The following is a 15,485-nucleotide window of genomic DNA, read 5'->3' as shown; positions in this document are numbered from 1 at the left end:
CATGGACTTTTCCTGGCTCCAGGACCCCTTCTATCAGGAATACTTGATCGAGGGCTTCGTCAACACCCTGTGGCTGCTGGCCGTCTCCGCCGTGGGCGGCCTGGCGCTGGCCGTGGCGGTGGCCATGGCGCGTCTCAAGGGCCCGCGCCCGCTGGCCGTGCTGGCCAAGGGCTTCACCGTCATGATGCGCGGCACGCCGCTGCTGGTGCAGCTGTTCTTCTTCTACTACGGCGTGGGACGGCTGCTGGAGGGCATTCCCGGCGTGCAGGACAGCATGATCTGGCCGCTGCTGCGCGATCCCTTCTTCTACGGCGCCCTGACCTTCACCCTCAGCGTCGGCGCCTACTCCGGCGAGGTGCTGCGCGGCGCCCTGGCCAGCGTGCCCCTGGGCGAGCGCGAGGCCGGCCGCGCCTTCGGCATGACGCCCTTCCAGGTGTTCGCCCGGCTGTGGCTGCCGCGCGCCATCCAGCGCTGCCTGCCGACCCTGACCGGCGAGATGATCCTGCTGCTCAAGTCGGTGCCGCTGGTCTCGACCATCGCCCTGATGGACCTGCTCCAGGCCGCCAACATCATTCGCGACGAGACCTTCCTGGTCTACGAGCCGCTGATGCTGATCGCCGGCATCTACCTGGCCATGACGGTGGTGCTGACCCTGGTGCTGCGCCAGGTCGAGCGCCACTTCCCCGGCATGCAGCCGACGCGCCGCCGCTTCCCCCTTCGCCGAGTCGAGAACGCCCCATGCAAGCACTGACCCAACACTTCATCGACGGCCGCTGGGTGGAAAGCCGCGGCCACCGGCGCCTGCCGGTCAGCGACCCCTACCACGAGACGGTGATCGCCGAGGTCACCGCCGGTTCGCCGCAGGACGTCGACGCCGCGGTGAGCGCGGCCCGGCGCGCCCTGGCCGGCTGGCGCGCTCTCGGTGGTGCCGCGCGCGGCGACAGCCTGGATGCCCTGGCCGAGGCGCTGGTGGCGCGCCGCGACGAGCTCGCGGCGCTGTCCAGCCGCAACAACGGCAAGCCGCTGGCCGAGGCCGAACAGGATCTGGCCGACGCCATCGCCTGCTACCGCTACTACGCCGGCGAGGCCCGCTCGCTGGATGAGCGCCAGGGCGAGGCCGTGGACACCGGCGAGGCGGGGCTGGTATCGCGCCGCTACCGGGACCCGGCCGGCGTGGCCGGACTGATCACGCCCTGGAACTTCCCGCTGGTCAGCAGCGCCTGGAAGCTGGCCCCGGCGCTGGCCGCTGGCTGCACGGTGGTGTTCAAGCCCTCCGAGGTCACCCCTTTGCCGGAGCAGGCACTGGCCGAGATCGCCGAGGCCATCGACCTGCCGCCCGGCGTGCTCAACCTGGTGCACGGCGACGGCGGCAACGTCGGCGCGCCGATCGCCGCCCACCCGGGTATCGACAAGCTGTCCTTCACCGGCAGCAACCGGGTCGGCGAGGCGGTGATGGCCGCGGCGACCCGGGGCAGCCGCAACGTCTCGCTGGAACTCGGCGGCAAGTCGCCGATTCTCGTCACCGAGGATGCCGACCTCAACCTGGCAGCGGAGCTGGTGCTGGCCGGTTTCTGCTACAACACCGGCCAGATGTGCTCGGCCACCTCGCGCCTGCTGGTCCACGAGAGCGTGGCCGACGCCCTGCACGAACGGCTGGACGCGGCCATCGCCGGGCTGACCGCCGGCGATCCGCACGACCCGGCCACCACCCTGGGGCCGCTGGTCAACGCCGGCCAGCGCCGCCGAGTGAACGCCTACCTGGCGGAGGCCGAGGAAGAGGAGCTGACGCCCACTGCCCCGCCGATCGCCCTGCCCGACCACGGCCATTTCGTCGCCCCGCGGGTGTTCCGCAACGTGCCGACCTCGAGCCGGCTGTGGCGCGAGGAGGTGTTCGGGCCGGTGCTGTGTGCGCGGACCTTCCGCGACGACGATGAAGCGGTGGCGCTGGCCAACGACAGCGCCTTCGGCCTCGCCGCCAGCGTGGTCGCCGGCAGCGATGCACGAGCCGAGGCCCTGGCATCCCGCCTCGTCGCCGGCAACGTCTGGTGCAACACCGGCCAGATCGCCCCGCCCGGGCTCGGCTGGGGCGGCATGAAGGGCAGCGGCATCGGTCGCGAGCTCGGCCGCGAGGGACTCGAGGCCTATCTGGAGACGCGCTACGTCACCCGGCCGGGCTGACCCCGGACTGTTCATATCCGCCGTCGTTTCCCCTTCCCGCAACGCAACGGGGCCGCCCAGAAGGCGGCCCCGTCGTCGTCATGATGGGTAGCGTCCTAGACCAGGCGTGCCCCGTTGGGCACCCCCAGGTCGGGCACGGCCAGCGCCACGGCGCCATCCTCGCGGTGAAAGCCGGTGACCAGGCACTCCGAGGTCATCGGGCCGATCTGTTTCGGCGGGAAGTTGACCACCGCGATCACCTGCTTGCCGACCAGCTCGTCCGGCGCGTACAGCTCGGTGATCTGGGCGCTGGACTTGCGTACCCCGATGGCTTCGCCGAAGTCGACCCGCAGCTTGTAGGCCGGCCGCCGCGCCTCGGCAAAGACCTCTGCCTCCACGATGGTGCCCACGCGCAGTTCGACCCTGGCGAAGTCCGCCCATGCGATCTGTTCCATGACGGTGTTCTCCTTATCTCTTGAACGTGCCCAGCCATGCGGCGGGCGTTATCCCCGCGACGAGTCTGTCGCCTCCGGCGATCGCCGGTCCTTTCGAGCGCTCAACATGCCGCTGCCGATCAGCGCCCCGCCGCAGATCAGCAGCGCGGCGAGCAGCAGCGTCGGGCTGGGGACGGCCAGGCCGGCGGCGATCAGCACCAGGGTCGAGCACAGCGGCGTGGCATAGGACAGCAGTCCCAGCAGCCGCACGTGGCCACGCTTCATGCCCAGATCCCAGGTGAAGAAGGCGCTGCCCACGGGGCCCAGCCCCAGGGCCAGGATCGCCCACAGGTTGGCGCCTTCCGGCCAGCCGCGCGGCTCCCAGGCCAGATGACAGGCGAGCGCCAGCACCGCGGCGCCGAGGCAGTTCCAGGCCACCGCCGTGGTCGGAATCCGCGACAGCAGCCGCGAGGCCACGGAATAGCCGCTCCAGATGAAGGCCGCCAGCAGCGCCACCAGATAGCCCGGCGTGTATTCGCCGGACCAGTCGAAGCCGTCGGGACCCACCAGCAGCGCCGCACCGATGAAGCCGCACACGCCGCCCACCAGGTGGATGCCGCGCAGGCGCTCGCCGGGCAGCAGCCAGCCGGCCAGGATCACGATCAGCAGTGGCCACAAATAGCTGATCAGCCCGGCATTCGCCGCCGGCGCGTTCTGCTGGGCGATGAAGTAGCACAGGTGATAGCCGAACAGCCCACCCACGCCCAGCAGCCAGCCCGCCGGCGGCTGGCGGAAGGCCTCGGCCAGGGCCCGCTTCTCGCCACGCAGCAGGAACACCAGCAACGCCAGGCCGCCGGCCAGGCCGAAGCACAGCGCGGTCAGCAGGAATGGGGGCACCGGGCCGGCCCATTGGGTGAACAGCGCCAGTGTCGCCCAGCTCAGGACGGTACTGGCGCCCCACAGGGTGGCGCGGCGCGCCTCGGCGGGGGAAACAGCCGACATGTCGATTCTCCACTCACGGGTCGGCTGGGCAGTATGGGGGACGAGAAAGACGAAGGCTTGTCGATTTCGGCCGTCACCGAGCGCGACGAAACGCGCTCGGCGGCTGCCCGCGCCAGCGCCGGAAGTGGCGGCTGAACTGGGCGCCGTCGGCGAAGCCACAGGCCAGGGCAATCTCGGTAAGGGAGGCATCGCTGGTCATCAACAGCCGCTCGGCCAGTGCCAGTCGCTGCTGCGTGAGCCACTGCCAGGGCGTCAGGCCGGTGATCTCGGAGAGGCTTCTACGCAGTTGCCGCTCGGAGAGCCGCGAGGCCTCGGCCAGCCGTGCCAGATTCCAGGCTGCGGCCGGCTCGGCCTGCACCCGCCGCGTCAGGCTTGCCATGTTGAGCCGTGGCCCCCGCCACGCGGGCGCCCCGCCGAGCCGTGCCAGCAGCCGCTCGTCATCCAGCCCGGCGGCCTCCTCCGGCGCCAGGCGCAGGAAGCGAATTCGCTCGAACAGCGCATCGCTGCCCTGATCCGCCGGCAGGTCCAGCACGCGGCAGCGATTGTCGGCATCGAGCCCCAGATAGTGGTGAGTCGACGCCGCGGGGATCAGGCACACGCTCCCCGGGCCCATGGCGGCGCCCCGCCCCTCGACCTCGACGTCCACGCGGCCGTCGAGCCCCACCAGCAGCTGGTGGTAGTCGTGGGTATCGCTCAGGCAGTCGAGCGGATAGGAGCGCTCGACGCTGCCGATCAGGGGAGAAAGATCACGGCTCATGGGCCAAGGATGCCGCCTGGGACGACGGGATGCCAGTCCATCGCCGCTGTCACAACCTCAGTCGCGGAGCGATGAAGTCGAGAAAGGCGCCGATCCGCGGCGACAGCGCGGTGTTGCGATAGTAGACCGCCTGCACCCGCTCGCGCGGGTTGGGGCTGACGACATGCTCGTCCAGCAGGCCGACAAGGTCACCTCGGTCGAGATCGTCCTGGATCATGAAACGCGACAGGCAGGCGATGCCGTGACCCGCCAGGCACAGTTCGCGCATCACCTCGCCGCTGGAGGTGCTGAGCGAGGCGCGAATGTTGGGCCCCTGCGATGACAGGCCCGCCACCGGCCAGTAGTTCAGCGCCTCGGCGTTGATGAAGCCCAGCAGTCGATGCCCATGCAGGGCCTCCGGCACGTCGGGCGCGCCGTGCCGCTCGAGATACGACGGGCTCGCCACGAGCCGCAGCGGCGACTGACCCAGGCTGCGGGCATGCAGGGTGGAATCCTCGAGGCCGCCGATGCGGATCGCCACGTCGGCACGCTGCTCGAGCAGGTTGATGATGTCGTCGGAGGCGCAGAGCTCCAGTTCGATGCCGGGATACGCCGCCTGGAACTCCCCGATCAGCGGCACCAGCTGATGCAGGATGAAGGGCGTGGCCGCGTCCACGCGCAGCGGGCCGCTGGGGCGCTCCCGGCCGATCCTCACCGCCTCTTCGGCTTCTTCCAGCACGCCGAGGCCTTCACGCACGCGTTCGGCGAAGCGCCGCCCCTCGCTGGTCAGGATGATGCTGCGGGTGGTGCGGTTGAGCAGCGGTGCATCGAGCCGCCGCTCCAGACGCTGGACGGCTCGGGACACCCGGGACACCGGCACGCCCAGTCGACGCGCCGCGGCACTGAAGCTTCCGCTGTCCACCACCGCCAGCAACAGGCTGAGTTCGTCCGTGCGGCTGTCCATGCGTGTCTCCTTAGGGTCATTCATTCGCCGTCAGGATCCCAGCCTTTGCATCAAACGCAAAGGTGTTTTGCATCTTGTAGCGATTGAACCCCGCCCATGACGTCCCCACTCTTGAGCGCACGACTGATTAGGAGATTAACGAAAGCCCATGAACATCCTGCTGCTCAACGGTGCCAAGGCCTACGCTCATTCCGGTGGCCGCTACAACGACACCCTGCACGAGACGGCGCGTGGCACCCTGGCCGAACGGGGCCACACCCTGCAGGAAACGCGCATCGACGATGGCTACTCGGCAAACGCCGAGGTCGAGAAATGGCGCTGGGCCGACGTCATCATCCTGCAGATGCCGGGCTGGTGGATGGGGGCGCCATGGACCGTCAAGCGCTATCTGGACGAAGTGCTGACCACCGGCCATGGCACGCTCTACGCCAGCGACGGGCGCTCGCGCCACGATCCGACCCGGCAGTACGGCAGCGGCGGCCTGCTGCAGGGCAAGCGCTATCTGCTGTCACTGACCTGGAACGCGCCGCAGGAAGCCTTCGACGAACCCGGCGACTTCTTCGAGGGCCGTGGCGTCGACGCCGTCTACTTCCCGCTGCACAAGGCGCTGGAATTCCTCGGCATGAGCGCCCTGCCGACCTTCCTGGCCAACGACGTGATCAAGTCACCGGCCATCGACGCCCATCGGGAGGCGTACCAGGCCCACCTGATACGCGTCCTCGACAAACCCGCTGACGCCTGAACCCGACCCAAGGAGCTTTCATGACGACCCAAACGCTGCCCACCCCCGGTTTCGGCACCTTCCGCCTTGAGGGCGACACCCTCAAGCAAAGCGTGCTGACGGCGCTCGAACTCGGCTATCGCCACATCGACACCGCGCAGTTCTATGGCAACGAGGCCGAGGTCGGCCAGGCCATCGCCGAGAGCGGCATTCCCCGCGAGGAGATCTTCCTGACCACCAAGGTCTGGCATGATCGCCTTTCGCCTGCCGACCTGGAGGCCAGCGTCGAGGAGAGCCTGACGCGGCTGGGCACCGATCACGTCGACCTGCTGCTGATCCACTGGCCCTCGCCCAACGACGAAGTGCCCATGGCCGACTACCTGACGGCGCTCAAGAAGGTGCAAGAGGCCGGCAAGACCCGCCATATCGGGGTCTCGAACTTCACCCGCGCCCAGCTCGACCGGGCCGTCGAGATCCTCGGCGAGGGAGCCCTGCTGACCAACCAGATCGAGGTGCATCCCTTCCTGCAGAACCGGGCGCTGATCGAGCACTGCGAACGTCACGGCATCGCGGTGACCGCCTTCATGCCGCTTGCCGTGGGCAAGGTGATGGACGACGAGACCCTGGCGCGCATCGCCGACGCCCATGACGCCAGCCCGGCGCAGATCGCCCTGGCCTGGCTGAACCAGCAGGGTATCGTGACCATTCCGTCCTCCACCAAGGCGAAGAACATCCGCAGCAACCTGGTCGCCCTCGAGATCACCCTCAGCGACGAGGAGATGCAGGCCATCGCCGCCCTCGATCGTGGCGAACGCATCGCCAACCCGGATTTCGCGCCGGCCTGGGACTGACGCCAAGCTTTACCGACGACGACATCCGGTCCACGCTGACATTCCCGACACATCCCGAAGCGGGCCCGACATGCCGGGCCCGACACCCCAGGAGACGCTTCGATGACACCGCGCATTCTGATCGTGCTGACCTCTCACGACCGCCTCGGCGACACTGGCGAGAAGACCGGTTTCTGGCTCGAGGAACTGGCCGCCCCCTACTATGTGTTCCAGGACGCCGGCGCCGAACTCACCCTCGCCTCGCCCAAGGGCGGCCAGCCGCCCCTGGATCCCAAGAGCGATGCCGAGGAGAGCCAGACCGAGGCGACCCGCCGCTTCCAGCAGGACGCCGAGGCCAAGGCCCGGCTCGCCGCCACGCAGCGCCTGGCCGACGTCAAGGCCGACGACTATGACGCCATCTTCTATCCGGGCGGCCACGGCCCGCTATGGGACCTGGTCGACGACGCCGACTCGGTCCGCCTGATCGAGGCCTTCTGGGCCCAGGGCAAGCCGGTCTCCGCGGTCTGCCACGCGCCCATCGTGCTGCTCAACGCCAAGGACGAGCACGGCAAGCCGCTGGTCGAGGGACGCGCGGTCACCGGCTTCACCAACGGCGAAGAAGACGCCGTGGGCCTGACCGAGATCGTGCCGCAGCTGGTCGAGGATGCCCTGATCGCCAAGGGCGGCCGGTATACCAAGGCCGACGACTTCGCGCCCTACACCCGCCAGGATGGCAACCTGATCACCGGTCAGAACCCGCCTTCCTCCGAGCCTGTCGCCCGCTGCCTGATGGACGCCCTCAAGGGCTGAGTCCGGCTCACGGGAGCCGCCACCACGGGCGGGGTCGGCCATGCCGGCCCCGCCCGTTGTCCATCAGCACCATCGATCCCCGCCGCCTCGACGCGCTATGCTGAGGCTCCTACCGATCTCATGACGCAAAGGAGCCTGCCATGAACCGTATCGCCTTCATCACCGGTGCCACCTCCGGATTCGGACGCGCCTGTGCCCACCGCTTCGCCGAGGCGGGCTGGTCGCTGGTGCTCTCCGGCCGCCGCGAGGAACGCCTCGCGGAGCTTCGCGAGGCGCTCGAGGACAAGGTCCCGGTCCACACGGCGTTACTCGACGTGCGCGACGACGCCGCGGTGAAGGCCGTGGTCGAGGCCCTGCCCGACGCCTTCGCCGGGGTGACCTGCCTGGTCAACAATGCCGGCCTGGCCCTGGCGCCCCAGCCGGCACAGCAGGTCGACCTCGCCGACTGGCACACCATGATCGATACCAACGTCCGCGGGCTGGCCAACGTCACCCATGCCCTGCTGCCGACGCTGATCGAACAGGGTGCCGGCACCAGCATCATCAATCTCGGCTCGGTGGCCGGCGATACCCCCTACCCCGGCAGCCATGTCTATGGCGCCACCAAGGCCTTCGTCAAGCAGTTCAGCTACAACCTGCGCTGCGACCTGCTGGGCACCGGCGTACGCGTGACCGACGTGGCCCCCGGCCTGGCCGAGACCGAGTTCACCCTGGTGCGCACCGGCGGCAACCAGGACGCCCACGACGCTCTCTACCAGGGCACCACGCCGCTGTCCGCCGAGGACATCGCCGAGCAGATCTTCTACGTCGCGACCCTGCCCGCGCACATCAATATCAACCGGATGGACGTGATGCCCGTGCGGCAAGCCTGGGCGCCCTTCGCCATCGACCGCGACTGAGCCGCGAAGACGACGAACGCCATCACTCGCCGGACCAAGGCCCGGCGAGACGCCAGACACACAGGCAGCGCAAAATATGAAGTGGCAGGAAAGGAGGAAAGCCAGATAGCGCGCAGGACGGGAAAAGCAGACACACAGACAACAAAAAGAAGCGGCCCGATGCATGGCATCGGGCCGCTTCTCGATATTCGGTTGGTGGAGCCTAGCGGGATCGAACCGCTGACCTCAACACTGCCAGTGTTGCGCTCTCCCAGCTGAGCTAAGGCCCCACTGTTGCTCGCCGTTGTTGCCTTGCGAGAACGAGGCGAATACTACGGACATTCCCCACGCTCGTCAACACCTTGGCGGGAAAAATCAGACCTAGGGCTGACACCAATTCCCCTTAGGGAGATGTTGTGCCACGCTAGGGACTATCATGGCTGCTCTATATGCGCCCGACACACTTAAACATCATCTCAGGAGCACCTGCCTTGATCAGGGTTCTCGTTGCCGACGACCACCACCTGGTAAGGACCAGTATCGCCCACCTGCTCGGTGCCGAGCAGGACATCACCATCGTGGGCGAGGCCGCGGATGGCGAAGACGCCATTCGCCTGGCCCGCGAACTCAAGCCCGATATCGTGCTGATGGATATCCGCATGCCGGGCATCGGCGGTCTGGAAGCCACGCGCAAGATCCATCGCTTTACCCAGGACATCCGTATCCTGGTGCTGACCGCCTTCATCGAGGACACCTTCGCCCAGCGCCTGCTCGATGCCGGTGCCCATGGCTTTATCAGCAAGGGCTCGCAGCACGACGAGATGGTGACCGCGGTGCGCAGCGTCTTCGCCGGGCAGCGCTACGTCAGCCCGGATATCGCCCAGCGCCTGGTGCTGTCGCGCATCGACGCCAGCGACAACCCCTTCGACCAGCTGTCCCAGCGCGAACTGCAGGTAGCGATGATGATCGTCAACTGCCAGAAAGTGGCCGATATCGCTGACCGCATGTTCCTGAGCCCCAAGACCGTCAACACCTACCGCTACCGCATCTTCGAGAAGCTCGACGTGCATTCCGACGTCGAGCTGACCCACCTCGGGCTGCGTCACGGCCTGGTCGACGGCTTCAGCGAGGCGGAATGACTCGACCGGGAGGCTCCCCGCCATCCCCGCCCCGGCGGCGCGTCTGATAGGATGAGCCTCCATCCACGCCAGACCGCCGCCCGATGAGTTTCGATTCGCGCCACTTCCTCGCCACCGTCACCGAAGCCCCCGGCGTCTACCGCATGCTCGACGAGAGCGGCGAGACGCTCTACGTCGGCAAGGCCCGCCGCCTCAAGCCACGCCTGGCCAGTTACTTCCGCGGCGCGCTTAACGCCAAGACCCAGGCGCTGGTGGCACGCATCGCCGATATCCAGGTCACGGTCACCAACAGCGAGACCGAGGCACTGCTGCTCGAGCAGACGCTGATCAAGGAGCAGCGCCCGCCCTATAACATCCTGCTGCGCGACGACAAGTCCTATCCCTTCGTCTTCGTTACCGACCGCCATCCTTTCCCGGCGCTGGAGTACAAGCGGGCACGCACCCGCCATGACGACGGCCGCTACCTGGGCCCCTATCCCAGCAGCACCGCGGTGCGCGAGAGCCTGTCGCTGATGCAGAAGATCTTCCGCATCCGCAACTGCGAGGACAGCGTCTTCGCCCATCGCACCCGGCCCTGCCTGCAGCATCAGATCGATCGCTGCACGGCCCCCTGCGTGGATTACATCTCGGAGGCGGACTATCGGCGCGACCTGGAGCACGCCATTCAGTGCCTGGAAGGCAAGAGCGAGGCCGTGACTCGAGAGCTGACTCGCGACATGGAAGCCGCCAGCCAGGCACTCGAGTTCGAGGAAGCCGCCCGACTGCGCGACCAGATCCAGCAGCTGCGTCAGCTGCAGCAACGCCAGTTCGTCGACACCGGCAGCGGCGACGCGGACGTCTTCGCCCTGGCCTCCCGCCCGGGGGCGCTGTGCATATCGGTGCTCGCCATCCGCCAGGGGCGACTGCTGGGCGCCCGCCATCATCAGCCGACCAACGGCCTGGACCTAGGCCCGGAAGCCCTGCTTGGCGAGTTCGTCAGCCAGTTCTATCTCGGTCAGGCCCGCGAGATCCCCACCGAAGTGATCACCAGCCATGCGCTGCCCGAGGCCGAACTGCTGGCCCAGGCCCTCAGCGAACATGCCGGCAAGCGCATCCGCGTCACCGACCAGGTGCGCAGTCATCGCGCCCAGTGGCAGGAGCTGGCCCGCACCAACGCCGAACAGCAGCTGGCCGGCCAGCTGGCCAACCAGACCCAGCTCGCGAAGCGCTTCGAGGCGCTGCGCGAGGCGCTCGGGCTCGAGCAGGCACCGGATCGTCTCGAATGCTTCGATATCAGCCACAGCCAGGGCGAGGCCACCGTGGCCTCCTGCGTGGTGTTCGATGCCGACGGACCGCGCAAGTCCGACTATCGCCGCTTCAACATCGAGGGCATCGAGCCCGGCGACGACTACGCCGCCATGCGCCAGGCTCTGTCTCGCCGTTTCAAGCGGCTCGCCGAGGGCGAGGGCGAACGGCCGGACATCCTGGTGGTCGACGGCGGCAAGGGCCAGCTCAACATGGCCCGCGAGGTGTTCGCCGAGCTCGGCGTGACCGGCGTGATGCTGCTGGGCGTCGCCAAGGGCAGCACCCGCAAGGCGGGACTGGAGATCCTCTACCTGGAGACCGTCGACCGCACCCTCGACCTCGATGCCACCTCCCCGGCCCTGCATCTCCTGCAGCATATCCGCGACGAATCGCACCGCTTCGCCATCACCGGCCACCGCACCCGGCGCGACAAGGCGAGGCGGACCTCGACCCTGGAAGACATTCCCGGCGTCGGCCCACGCCGCCGGCGCGAACTGCTGCGTTTCTTCGGCGGCCTGCAGGGCGTCCGCCAGGCCAACCGCGACGAACTCGCCCGGGTCCCAGGCATCAGCGCCACCCTCGCCGACACCATCCATCGCGCCCTGCATGGATAAATGCCGCCGGCCGTCCGGCACGATTCGGCGTGCCTACATGGATGAGCGTCGCCGAGCGGGATAGAATGACCCGATATCCCGTGTTCCCCCTCAGGCAAGGACCGCAGCTTCGATGAACATCCCCAACCTCCTGACCCTGGCCAGAATCGTCTTCATCCCGCTGCTGGTCGTACTGTTCTATCTGCCCTTCTCATGGAGCATGCTGGCCACCGGCGCCCTGTTCGGCCTGGCCTCGATCACCGACTGGCTGGACGGCTACCTGGCTCGGCGCTGGAACCAGTCGACGCCCTTCGGCGCCTTCCTCGACCCGGTCGCCGACAAGCTGATGGTCGCCGTGGCCCTGGCGCTGCTGATAGAACGCTACGACGCCAGCTGGCTGACCCTGCCGGCACTGGTGATCATCGGTCGCGAGATCGTGATCTCGGCGCTGCGCGAGTGGATGGCCGAGATGGGCAAGCGCGGCACGGTGGCCGTCTCCTCGATCGGCAAGCTGAAGACCACCCTGCAGATGATCGCCCTGCTGCTGCTGCTGGGCTTCGCCCCGGGCACTTCCATCGCCACGCTCGGTGTCGTGACCCTCTATGCCGCGGCCCTGCTGACCCTGTGGTCGATGATCCAGTACCTGCGGGCCGCCTGGCCGCACCTCAGCGACTCGATGTAACGACAGCCGAGAAAAGCGTTTGACAGTCACCGACTTATCCGTATAATACGTCCTCGAGTCAGGCGGGAATAGCTCAGTGGTAGAGCATCGCCTTGCCAAGGCGAGGGTCGCGAGTTCGAATCTCGTTTCCCGCTCCACTCTCTTCGACAGAAGAGAACTGACTCGAACGGATCAATGCGCAAGACGGGCCATCGTCTTCGCTCCACCCCCCACGGGTGGCACGATCCTTGAGGCTGGATGGCAGAGTGGTTATGCAGCGGACTGCAACTCCGTGTACGCCGGTTCGATTCCGACTCCAGCCTCCATCATTCCTATAGCTGTGCGCTCGAACCCCCGCCCGGATGGCGAAATTGGTAGACGCAAGGGACTTAAAATCCCTCGGTGGCAACACCGTGCCGGTTCGAGCCCGGCTCCGGGCACCATGACTTCCCGACCCGCCATGGGCTGACCTGTCGACGGTACTCCTTTCCCCATGAAGCTGGTACGCCCGCTCCGCGATCCCTACTTCACGAATCAGCATCGTCGCATTCTGCACGTGCTGCGCGTGGCGCTGGCTCTGACCGTCGCCTATGCCATCACCGAACCCTTCGATCTCCCGCATCGCGGCTGGGCGCTGGTCAGCACCGTGATGGTGATGGGCAACCTGCCCCACATCGGCGGCGTGCTCGACAAGGGGCGCCAGCGCCTGCTCGGATCGCTGCTGGGCGCCCTCTGGGGACTGCTGCTGATCGTCATCACCCCCTTCTGGCCCCCGGTGCTGCATCTCGGCGCCCTGGCCGGCATCGCCGCGGTCACCTGGTACACCTTCAGCAAGCGTTTCGGCTACGGCGGCCTGATGTTCGCCATCAGCCTGCTGCTGGTCATCGGCGGCAGCACCCCCGAACTGGAAGCTGCCCTGTGGCGCAGTTTCAACGTGCTGCTGGGCACGCTGATCGGCATCGGCGTCACCGTGCTGGTGCTGCCCCACAAGGCTACCGACCTGCTGCGCTTCGCCCTCGCCGATCACCTGGACCACATGGCCCGGCTCTATCATGCTCATACGTCGGCCAGCGCGCCGCCCGACCTCGACACCCACGAGCTGCTCAAGGGCTGCAGCAAGCTGCTGGTCAAGCAGCGCGGACTGGTGGATGCCATTCATCGCGAGAACCGGCTGACCCGCGTCGAGCTGGACGAGCTCATCTCCCTCCAGCGCCGCATGTTCTCGACCATCGAGCTGCTGCTCGAAACCCACTGGAACACCCGCGCCGGCCACGAGCGCATCGATGCCATGCACGGCCTTCGCGACCAGCAGCACACCCTGGCCCGCGCCATCGGCACCCTGGCGTTCCAGGTACGCACCGGCCACCCCATCGACGTCGACCTCGCCCCCTTCGACCTGCAGCGCCATGCCGAGCTCGCGGGCGATGCCTACGCCGAAGACGGGCGCCGCCTGTTCAGCCCCAGCGGCTACCTGTGGCTCAATCGCGAGCTGGCCCGTCTGACCGGCGAACTGGTCGAACGGCTGGGCAGCCTGGAGCGCCTGCCCAGCCGCCGTCTGCGCAAGGGCGCGTCGCGCCACGGTCTGCTCGAGCCGGACGACACCGGCCAGGCACCGCAGTAACGCCGCCATGAAAGGAACCGTCCGATGCCCGACAGCCCCCACGAGACCCTGATCATCGGCGGCGGTATCGCCGGCCTGGTCCTGGCCCTGGAGATCGCCGAACGCCGCCCCGTGACGCTGCTGCAACCGTCCCGCGAAGCCCTGGGCGCCAGCCGCTGGGCCCAGGGCGGCATCGCCGCCGTGCTGTCGCCGGACGACGATGTCGAGGCGCACGTCGCCGACACCCTGGTGGCCGGCGACGGCCTGTGCGACGAGGCCGCGGTGCGCTTCACCGTGGAGCAGGGGCCGGCCGCCATCGAGTGGCTGCTGTCGCTGGGCGTCCCCTTCACGCCGGATCCCGACCCCGAGGCCCGCTACCCGTATCACCTGACCCGGGAGGGCGGTCACGGGGCACGCCGCATCATCCACGCCGACGATGCCACCGGGCGCGCCGTGGTGGAGACCCTGCGACAGCACGTCGAACGCCACCCGGCCATCCGCCTGCGCACCGACCTGACCGCCATCGGCCTGATCGCTGACGTCGCCGGTCACTGCCGGGGCGCCCGCTGCCTCGATGAAAACGGCGGTCTGGTGGAGCTGATGGCGGCGGACACCGTACTCGCCACCGGCGGAGCCAGTGGCCTGTTCCGCCACACCACCAGCCCCGACCCGGCCTGCGGCGAAGGCATGCTGATGGCGGCCGAGCTTGGTGCCGAGCTGATGAACCTGGAATTCCAGCAGTTCCACCCCACCTGCCTGTTCGACCCGGACGGCCCACCTTTTCTGATCAGCGAAGCGGTACGCGGCGAGGGCGGCCTCCTGCTCGACGCCGACGGACGCCGCTTCATGCCCGAGGTCGACCCTCGCGCCGAACTGGCCCCGCGCGACGTGGTCGCCCGCGCCATCGACGCCGAAATGCAGCGCAGCGGCCGCGACCATGTATGGCTCGACGTGCGCCATCTGGGGGAAGATGCCATTCGCCACCACTTCCCCACCATCCACGCTTACTGCGCCTCGCGCGGCATCGACATCGCCCGGGAGCCGATCCCGGTGGTTCCGGCCGCCCACTACAGCTGCGGCGGCGTGAGCACCGATCTCGAGGGCGCCACCACGGTGCCCCGCCTCCATGCCGTGGGGGAAGTGGCCGGCACCGGACTGCACGGCGCCAATCGCATGGCCAGCAACTCATTGCTGGAGTGCCTGGCCTTCGCCCGCAGCTGCGCGCGTCGCCTGCGTGATGCCAGCGCGCCCGGCGATGCCCCGCTGACGTCCTGGCAGCCCGGCACCACGCCAGTGCCGGATGCAGAATGCCAGGCGTTGCTGAGCGAGGTGCGCACGATCATGAGCGAGAGCGTGGCCATCGTGCGCCATGATGCCGGGCTCGCGGCGGCCGAGGAACGCCTCGCCGAGCTCGCCGAGCGCCTGGCGCCATGCATCGCCGAGGCGCGTCCCAGCGTTCCCCTCGCCCGGCTATGGCATGCCCTGCGCCTGGCACGACTCACCGTGGCCAGCGCCCGGGCGCGCCGCGAATCCCGCGGCCTGCACTTCAACCCCGACTGCCCGCTGCACGGCGATCCCGCACCGCAGCCATCACGCCTCCACCTCAGCGACCTGACACCCGCCAGCCACTGAGGGATGCGCCCCCAGGTCGCTCGTACAAAAGAGCGGAACAACAC

15 protein-coding genes and 4 tRNA genes are annotated in these 15,485 nt (G+C 68.2%); 14 read left to right on the top strand and 5 right to left on the bottom strand.

Going from position 1 to position 15,485, the window contains the following annotated elements:
* Position 1: 1 nt before the first annotated feature.
* Both CVH10_RS14300 and CVH10_RS14295 read left to right on the top strand, forming a co-directional pair.
* Positions 2–751, top strand: a complete 750-nt coding sequence (locus CVH10_RS14300; protein ID WP_106489033.1) for an ABC transporter permease — start codon at positions 2–4, stop codon at positions 749–751.
* Positions 739–2,178: an aldehyde dehydrogenase family protein gene (locus CVH10_RS14295; RefSeq protein WP_106489032.1), complete on the top strand. Its 1,440-nt coding sequence runs from the start codon at positions 739–741 to the stop codon at positions 2,176–2,178. The genes CVH10_RS14300 and CVH10_RS14295 overlap by 13 nt, the downstream gene beginning before the upstream one ends.
* Before the next feature lie 95 nt (positions 2,179–2,273).
* Here the strand turns inward: CVH10_RS14295 and CVH10_RS14290 are convergent, their stop codons facing one another.
* The 4 genes from CVH10_RS14290 to CVH10_RS14275 form a co-directional block, all read right to left on the bottom strand.
* Positions 2,274–2,612, bottom strand: a complete 339-nt coding sequence (locus CVH10_RS14290; protein ID WP_106489031.1) for a tRNA-binding protein — start codon at positions 2,610–2,612, stop codon at positions 2,274–2,276.
* Positions 2,613–2,660: 48 nt separating this feature from the next.
* On the bottom strand, positions 2,661–3,593 hold the full coding sequence (locus tag CVH10_RS14285) for a DMT family transporter (RefSeq protein WP_106489030.1): 933 nt from the start codon (positions 3,591–3,593) through the stop codon (positions 2,661–2,663).
* A 73-nt stretch (positions 3,594–3,666) separates the two neighbouring features.
* Positions 3,667–4,350, bottom strand: coding sequence for an AraC family transcriptional regulator (locus CVH10_RS14280; RefSeq protein WP_106489029.1), 684 nt, complete (start codon positions 4,348–4,350; stop codon positions 3,667–3,669).
* A 49-nt stretch (positions 4,351–4,399) separates the two neighbouring features.
* Entirely contained in the window at positions 4,400–5,293 is an 894-nt protein-coding gene (locus tag CVH10_RS14275; protein ID WP_035598232.1) for a LysR family transcriptional regulator, read from the bottom strand.
* Positions 5,294–5,441: 148 nt separating this feature from the next.
* On the opposite strand from CVH10_RS14275, the gene CVH10_RS14270 reads away from it, so the two are divergent.
* The 4 genes from CVH10_RS14270 (at position 5,442) to CVH10_RS14255 (ending at position 8,553) form a co-directional block, all read left to right on the top strand.
* Positions 5,442–6,035: an NAD(P)H-dependent oxidoreductase gene (locus CVH10_RS14270; protein ID WP_106489028.1), complete on the top strand. Its 594-nt coding sequence runs from the start codon at positions 5,442–5,444 to the stop codon at positions 6,033–6,035.
* A 20-nt stretch (positions 6,036–6,055) separates the two neighbouring features.
* Entirely contained in the window at positions 6,056–6,865 is an 810-nt protein-coding gene (gene dkgB, locus CVH10_RS14265; protein ID WP_106489027.1) for a 2,5-didehydrogluconate reductase DkgB, read from the top strand.
* Positions 6,866–6,967: 102 nt separating this feature from the next.
* On the top strand, positions 6,968–7,654 hold the full coding sequence (locus tag CVH10_RS14260) for a type 1 glutamine amidotransferase domain-containing protein (RefSeq protein ID WP_035598222.1): 687 nt from the start codon (positions 6,968–6,970) through the stop codon (positions 7,652–7,654).
* A gap of 140 nt (positions 7,655–7,794) precedes the next feature.
* The gene (locus CVH10_RS14255) at positions 7,795–8,553 is read left to right on the top strand and encodes an SDR family NAD(P)-dependent oxidoreductase (protein WP_106489026.1); all 759 of its coding nucleotides are present in this window, start codon (positions 7,795–7,797) and stop codon (positions 8,551–8,553) included.
* 193 nt (positions 8,554–8,746) lie between these two features.
* Here CVH10_RS14255 and CVH10_RS14250 read toward each other — a convergent pair.
* Positions 8,747–8,822 (bottom strand) — tRNA-Ala (locus tag CVH10_RS14250).
* Between the two features lie 201 nt (positions 8,823–9,023).
* Here CVH10_RS14250 and uvrY point away from each other — a divergent pair.
* From uvrY to nadB, 8 genes are all read left to right on the top strand, one after another.
* Positions 9,024–9,671 (top strand): UvrY/SirA/GacA family response regulator transcription factor, encoded by a 648-nt coding sequence (gene uvrY, locus CVH10_RS14245; protein WP_106489025.1) that lies wholly within the window; start codon positions 9,024–9,026, stop codon positions 9,669–9,671.
* Between the two features lie 83 nt (positions 9,672–9,754).
* A complete protein-coding gene (gene uvrC / locus CVH10_RS14240) occupies positions 9,755–11,569 on the top strand; it encodes an excinuclease ABC subunit UvrC (protein WP_106489024.1) in 1,815 nt (604 codons plus the stop codon).
* 112 nt (positions 11,570–11,681) lie between these two features.
* On the top strand, positions 11,682–12,230 hold the full coding sequence (gene pgsA, locus CVH10_RS14235) for a CDP-diacylglycerol--glycerol-3-phosphate 3-phosphatidyltransferase (protein WP_035595551.1): 549 nt from the start codon (positions 11,682–11,684) through the stop codon (positions 12,228–12,230).
* 62 nt (positions 12,231–12,292) lie between these two features.
* Positions 12,293–12,367, top strand: a tRNA-Gly gene (locus tag CVH10_RS14230).
* A 94-nt stretch (positions 12,368–12,461) separates the two neighbouring features.
* Positions 12,462–12,535: transfer RNA gene (locus CVH10_RS14225), tRNA-Cys, on the top strand.
* A 30-nt stretch (positions 12,536–12,565) separates the two neighbouring features.
* Positions 12,566–12,652: transfer RNA gene (locus CVH10_RS14220), tRNA-Leu, on the top strand.
* Between the two features lie 50 nt (positions 12,653–12,702).
* Positions 12,703–13,830, top strand: coding sequence for an FUSC family protein (locus CVH10_RS14215; RefSeq protein WP_035595553.1), 1,128 nt, complete (start codon positions 12,703–12,705; stop codon positions 13,828–13,830).
* Positions 13,831–13,854: 24 nt separating this feature from the next.
* On the top strand, positions 13,855–15,441 hold the full coding sequence (gene nadB / locus CVH10_RS14210; protein WP_106489023.1) for an L-aspartate oxidase: 1,587 nt from the start codon (positions 13,855–13,857) through the stop codon (positions 15,439–15,441).
* Positions 15,442–15,485 lie beyond the last annotated feature (44 nt).

Source organism: Halomonas sp. ND22Bw (genome assembly GCF_003011945.1).
GTDB classification, from domain to species: domain Bacteria; phylum Pseudomonadota; class Gammaproteobacteria; order Pseudomonadales; family Halomonadaceae; genus Halomonas; species Halomonas halophila.
This window is presented reverse-complemented; position numbering and strand designations above follow the sequence as displayed.

Bases quoted from the DNA above. Each gene is read 5' to 3' on its own strand.
- CVH10_RS14290 (WP_106489031.1), bottom strand. From the start codon at position 2,612: ATGGAACAGATCGCATGGGCGGACTTCGCCAGGGTCGAACTGCGCGTG.
- dkgB (WP_106489027.1), top strand. From the start codon at position 6,056: ATGACGACCCAAACGCTGCCCACCCCCGGTTTCGGCACCTTCCGCCTT.
- CVH10_RS14285 (WP_106489030.1), bottom strand. From the start codon at position 3,593: ATGTCGGCTGTTTCCCCCGCCGAGGCGCGCCGCGCCACCCTGTGGGGC.
- pgsA (WP_035595551.1), top strand. From the start codon at position 11,682: ATGAACATCCCCAACCTCCTGACCCTGGCCAGAATCGTCTTCATCCCG.
- uvrC (WP_106489024.1), top strand. From the start codon at position 9,755: ATGAGTTTCGATTCGCGCCACTTCCTCGCCACCGTCACCGAAGCCCCC.
- CVH10_RS14295 (WP_106489032.1), top strand. From the start codon at position 739: ATGCAAGCACTGACCCAACACTTCATCGACGGCCGCTGGGTGGAAAGC.
- CVH10_RS14280 (WP_106489029.1), bottom strand. From the start codon at position 4,350: ATGAGCCGTGATCTTTCTCCCCTGATCGGCAGCGTCGAGCGCTCCTAT.
- CVH10_RS14300 (WP_106489033.1), top strand. From the start codon at position 2: ATGGACTTTTCCTGGCTCCAGGACCCCTTCTATCAGGAATACTTGATC.
- CVH10_RS14275 (WP_035598232.1), bottom strand. From the start codon at position 5,293: ATGGACAGCCGCACGGACGAACTCAGCCTGTTGCTGGCGGTGGTGGAC.
- nadB (WP_106489023.1), top strand. From the start codon at position 13,855: ATGCCCGACAGCCCCCACGAGACCCTGATCATCGGCGGCGGTATCGCC.
- CVH10_RS14270 (WP_106489028.1), top strand. From the start codon at position 5,442: ATGAACATCCTGCTGCTCAACGGTGCCAAGGCCTACGCTCATTCCGGT.
- CVH10_RS14255 (WP_106489026.1), top strand. From the start codon at position 7,795: ATGAACCGTATCGCCTTCATCACCGGTGCCACCTCCGGATTCGGACGC.
- CVH10_RS14260 (WP_035598222.1), top strand. From the start codon at position 6,968: ATGACACCGCGCATTCTGATCGTGCTGACCTCTCACGACCGCCTCGGC.
- CVH10_RS14215 (WP_035595553.1), top strand. From the start codon at position 12,703: ATGAAGCTGGTACGCCCGCTCCGCGATCCCTACTTCACGAATCAGCAT.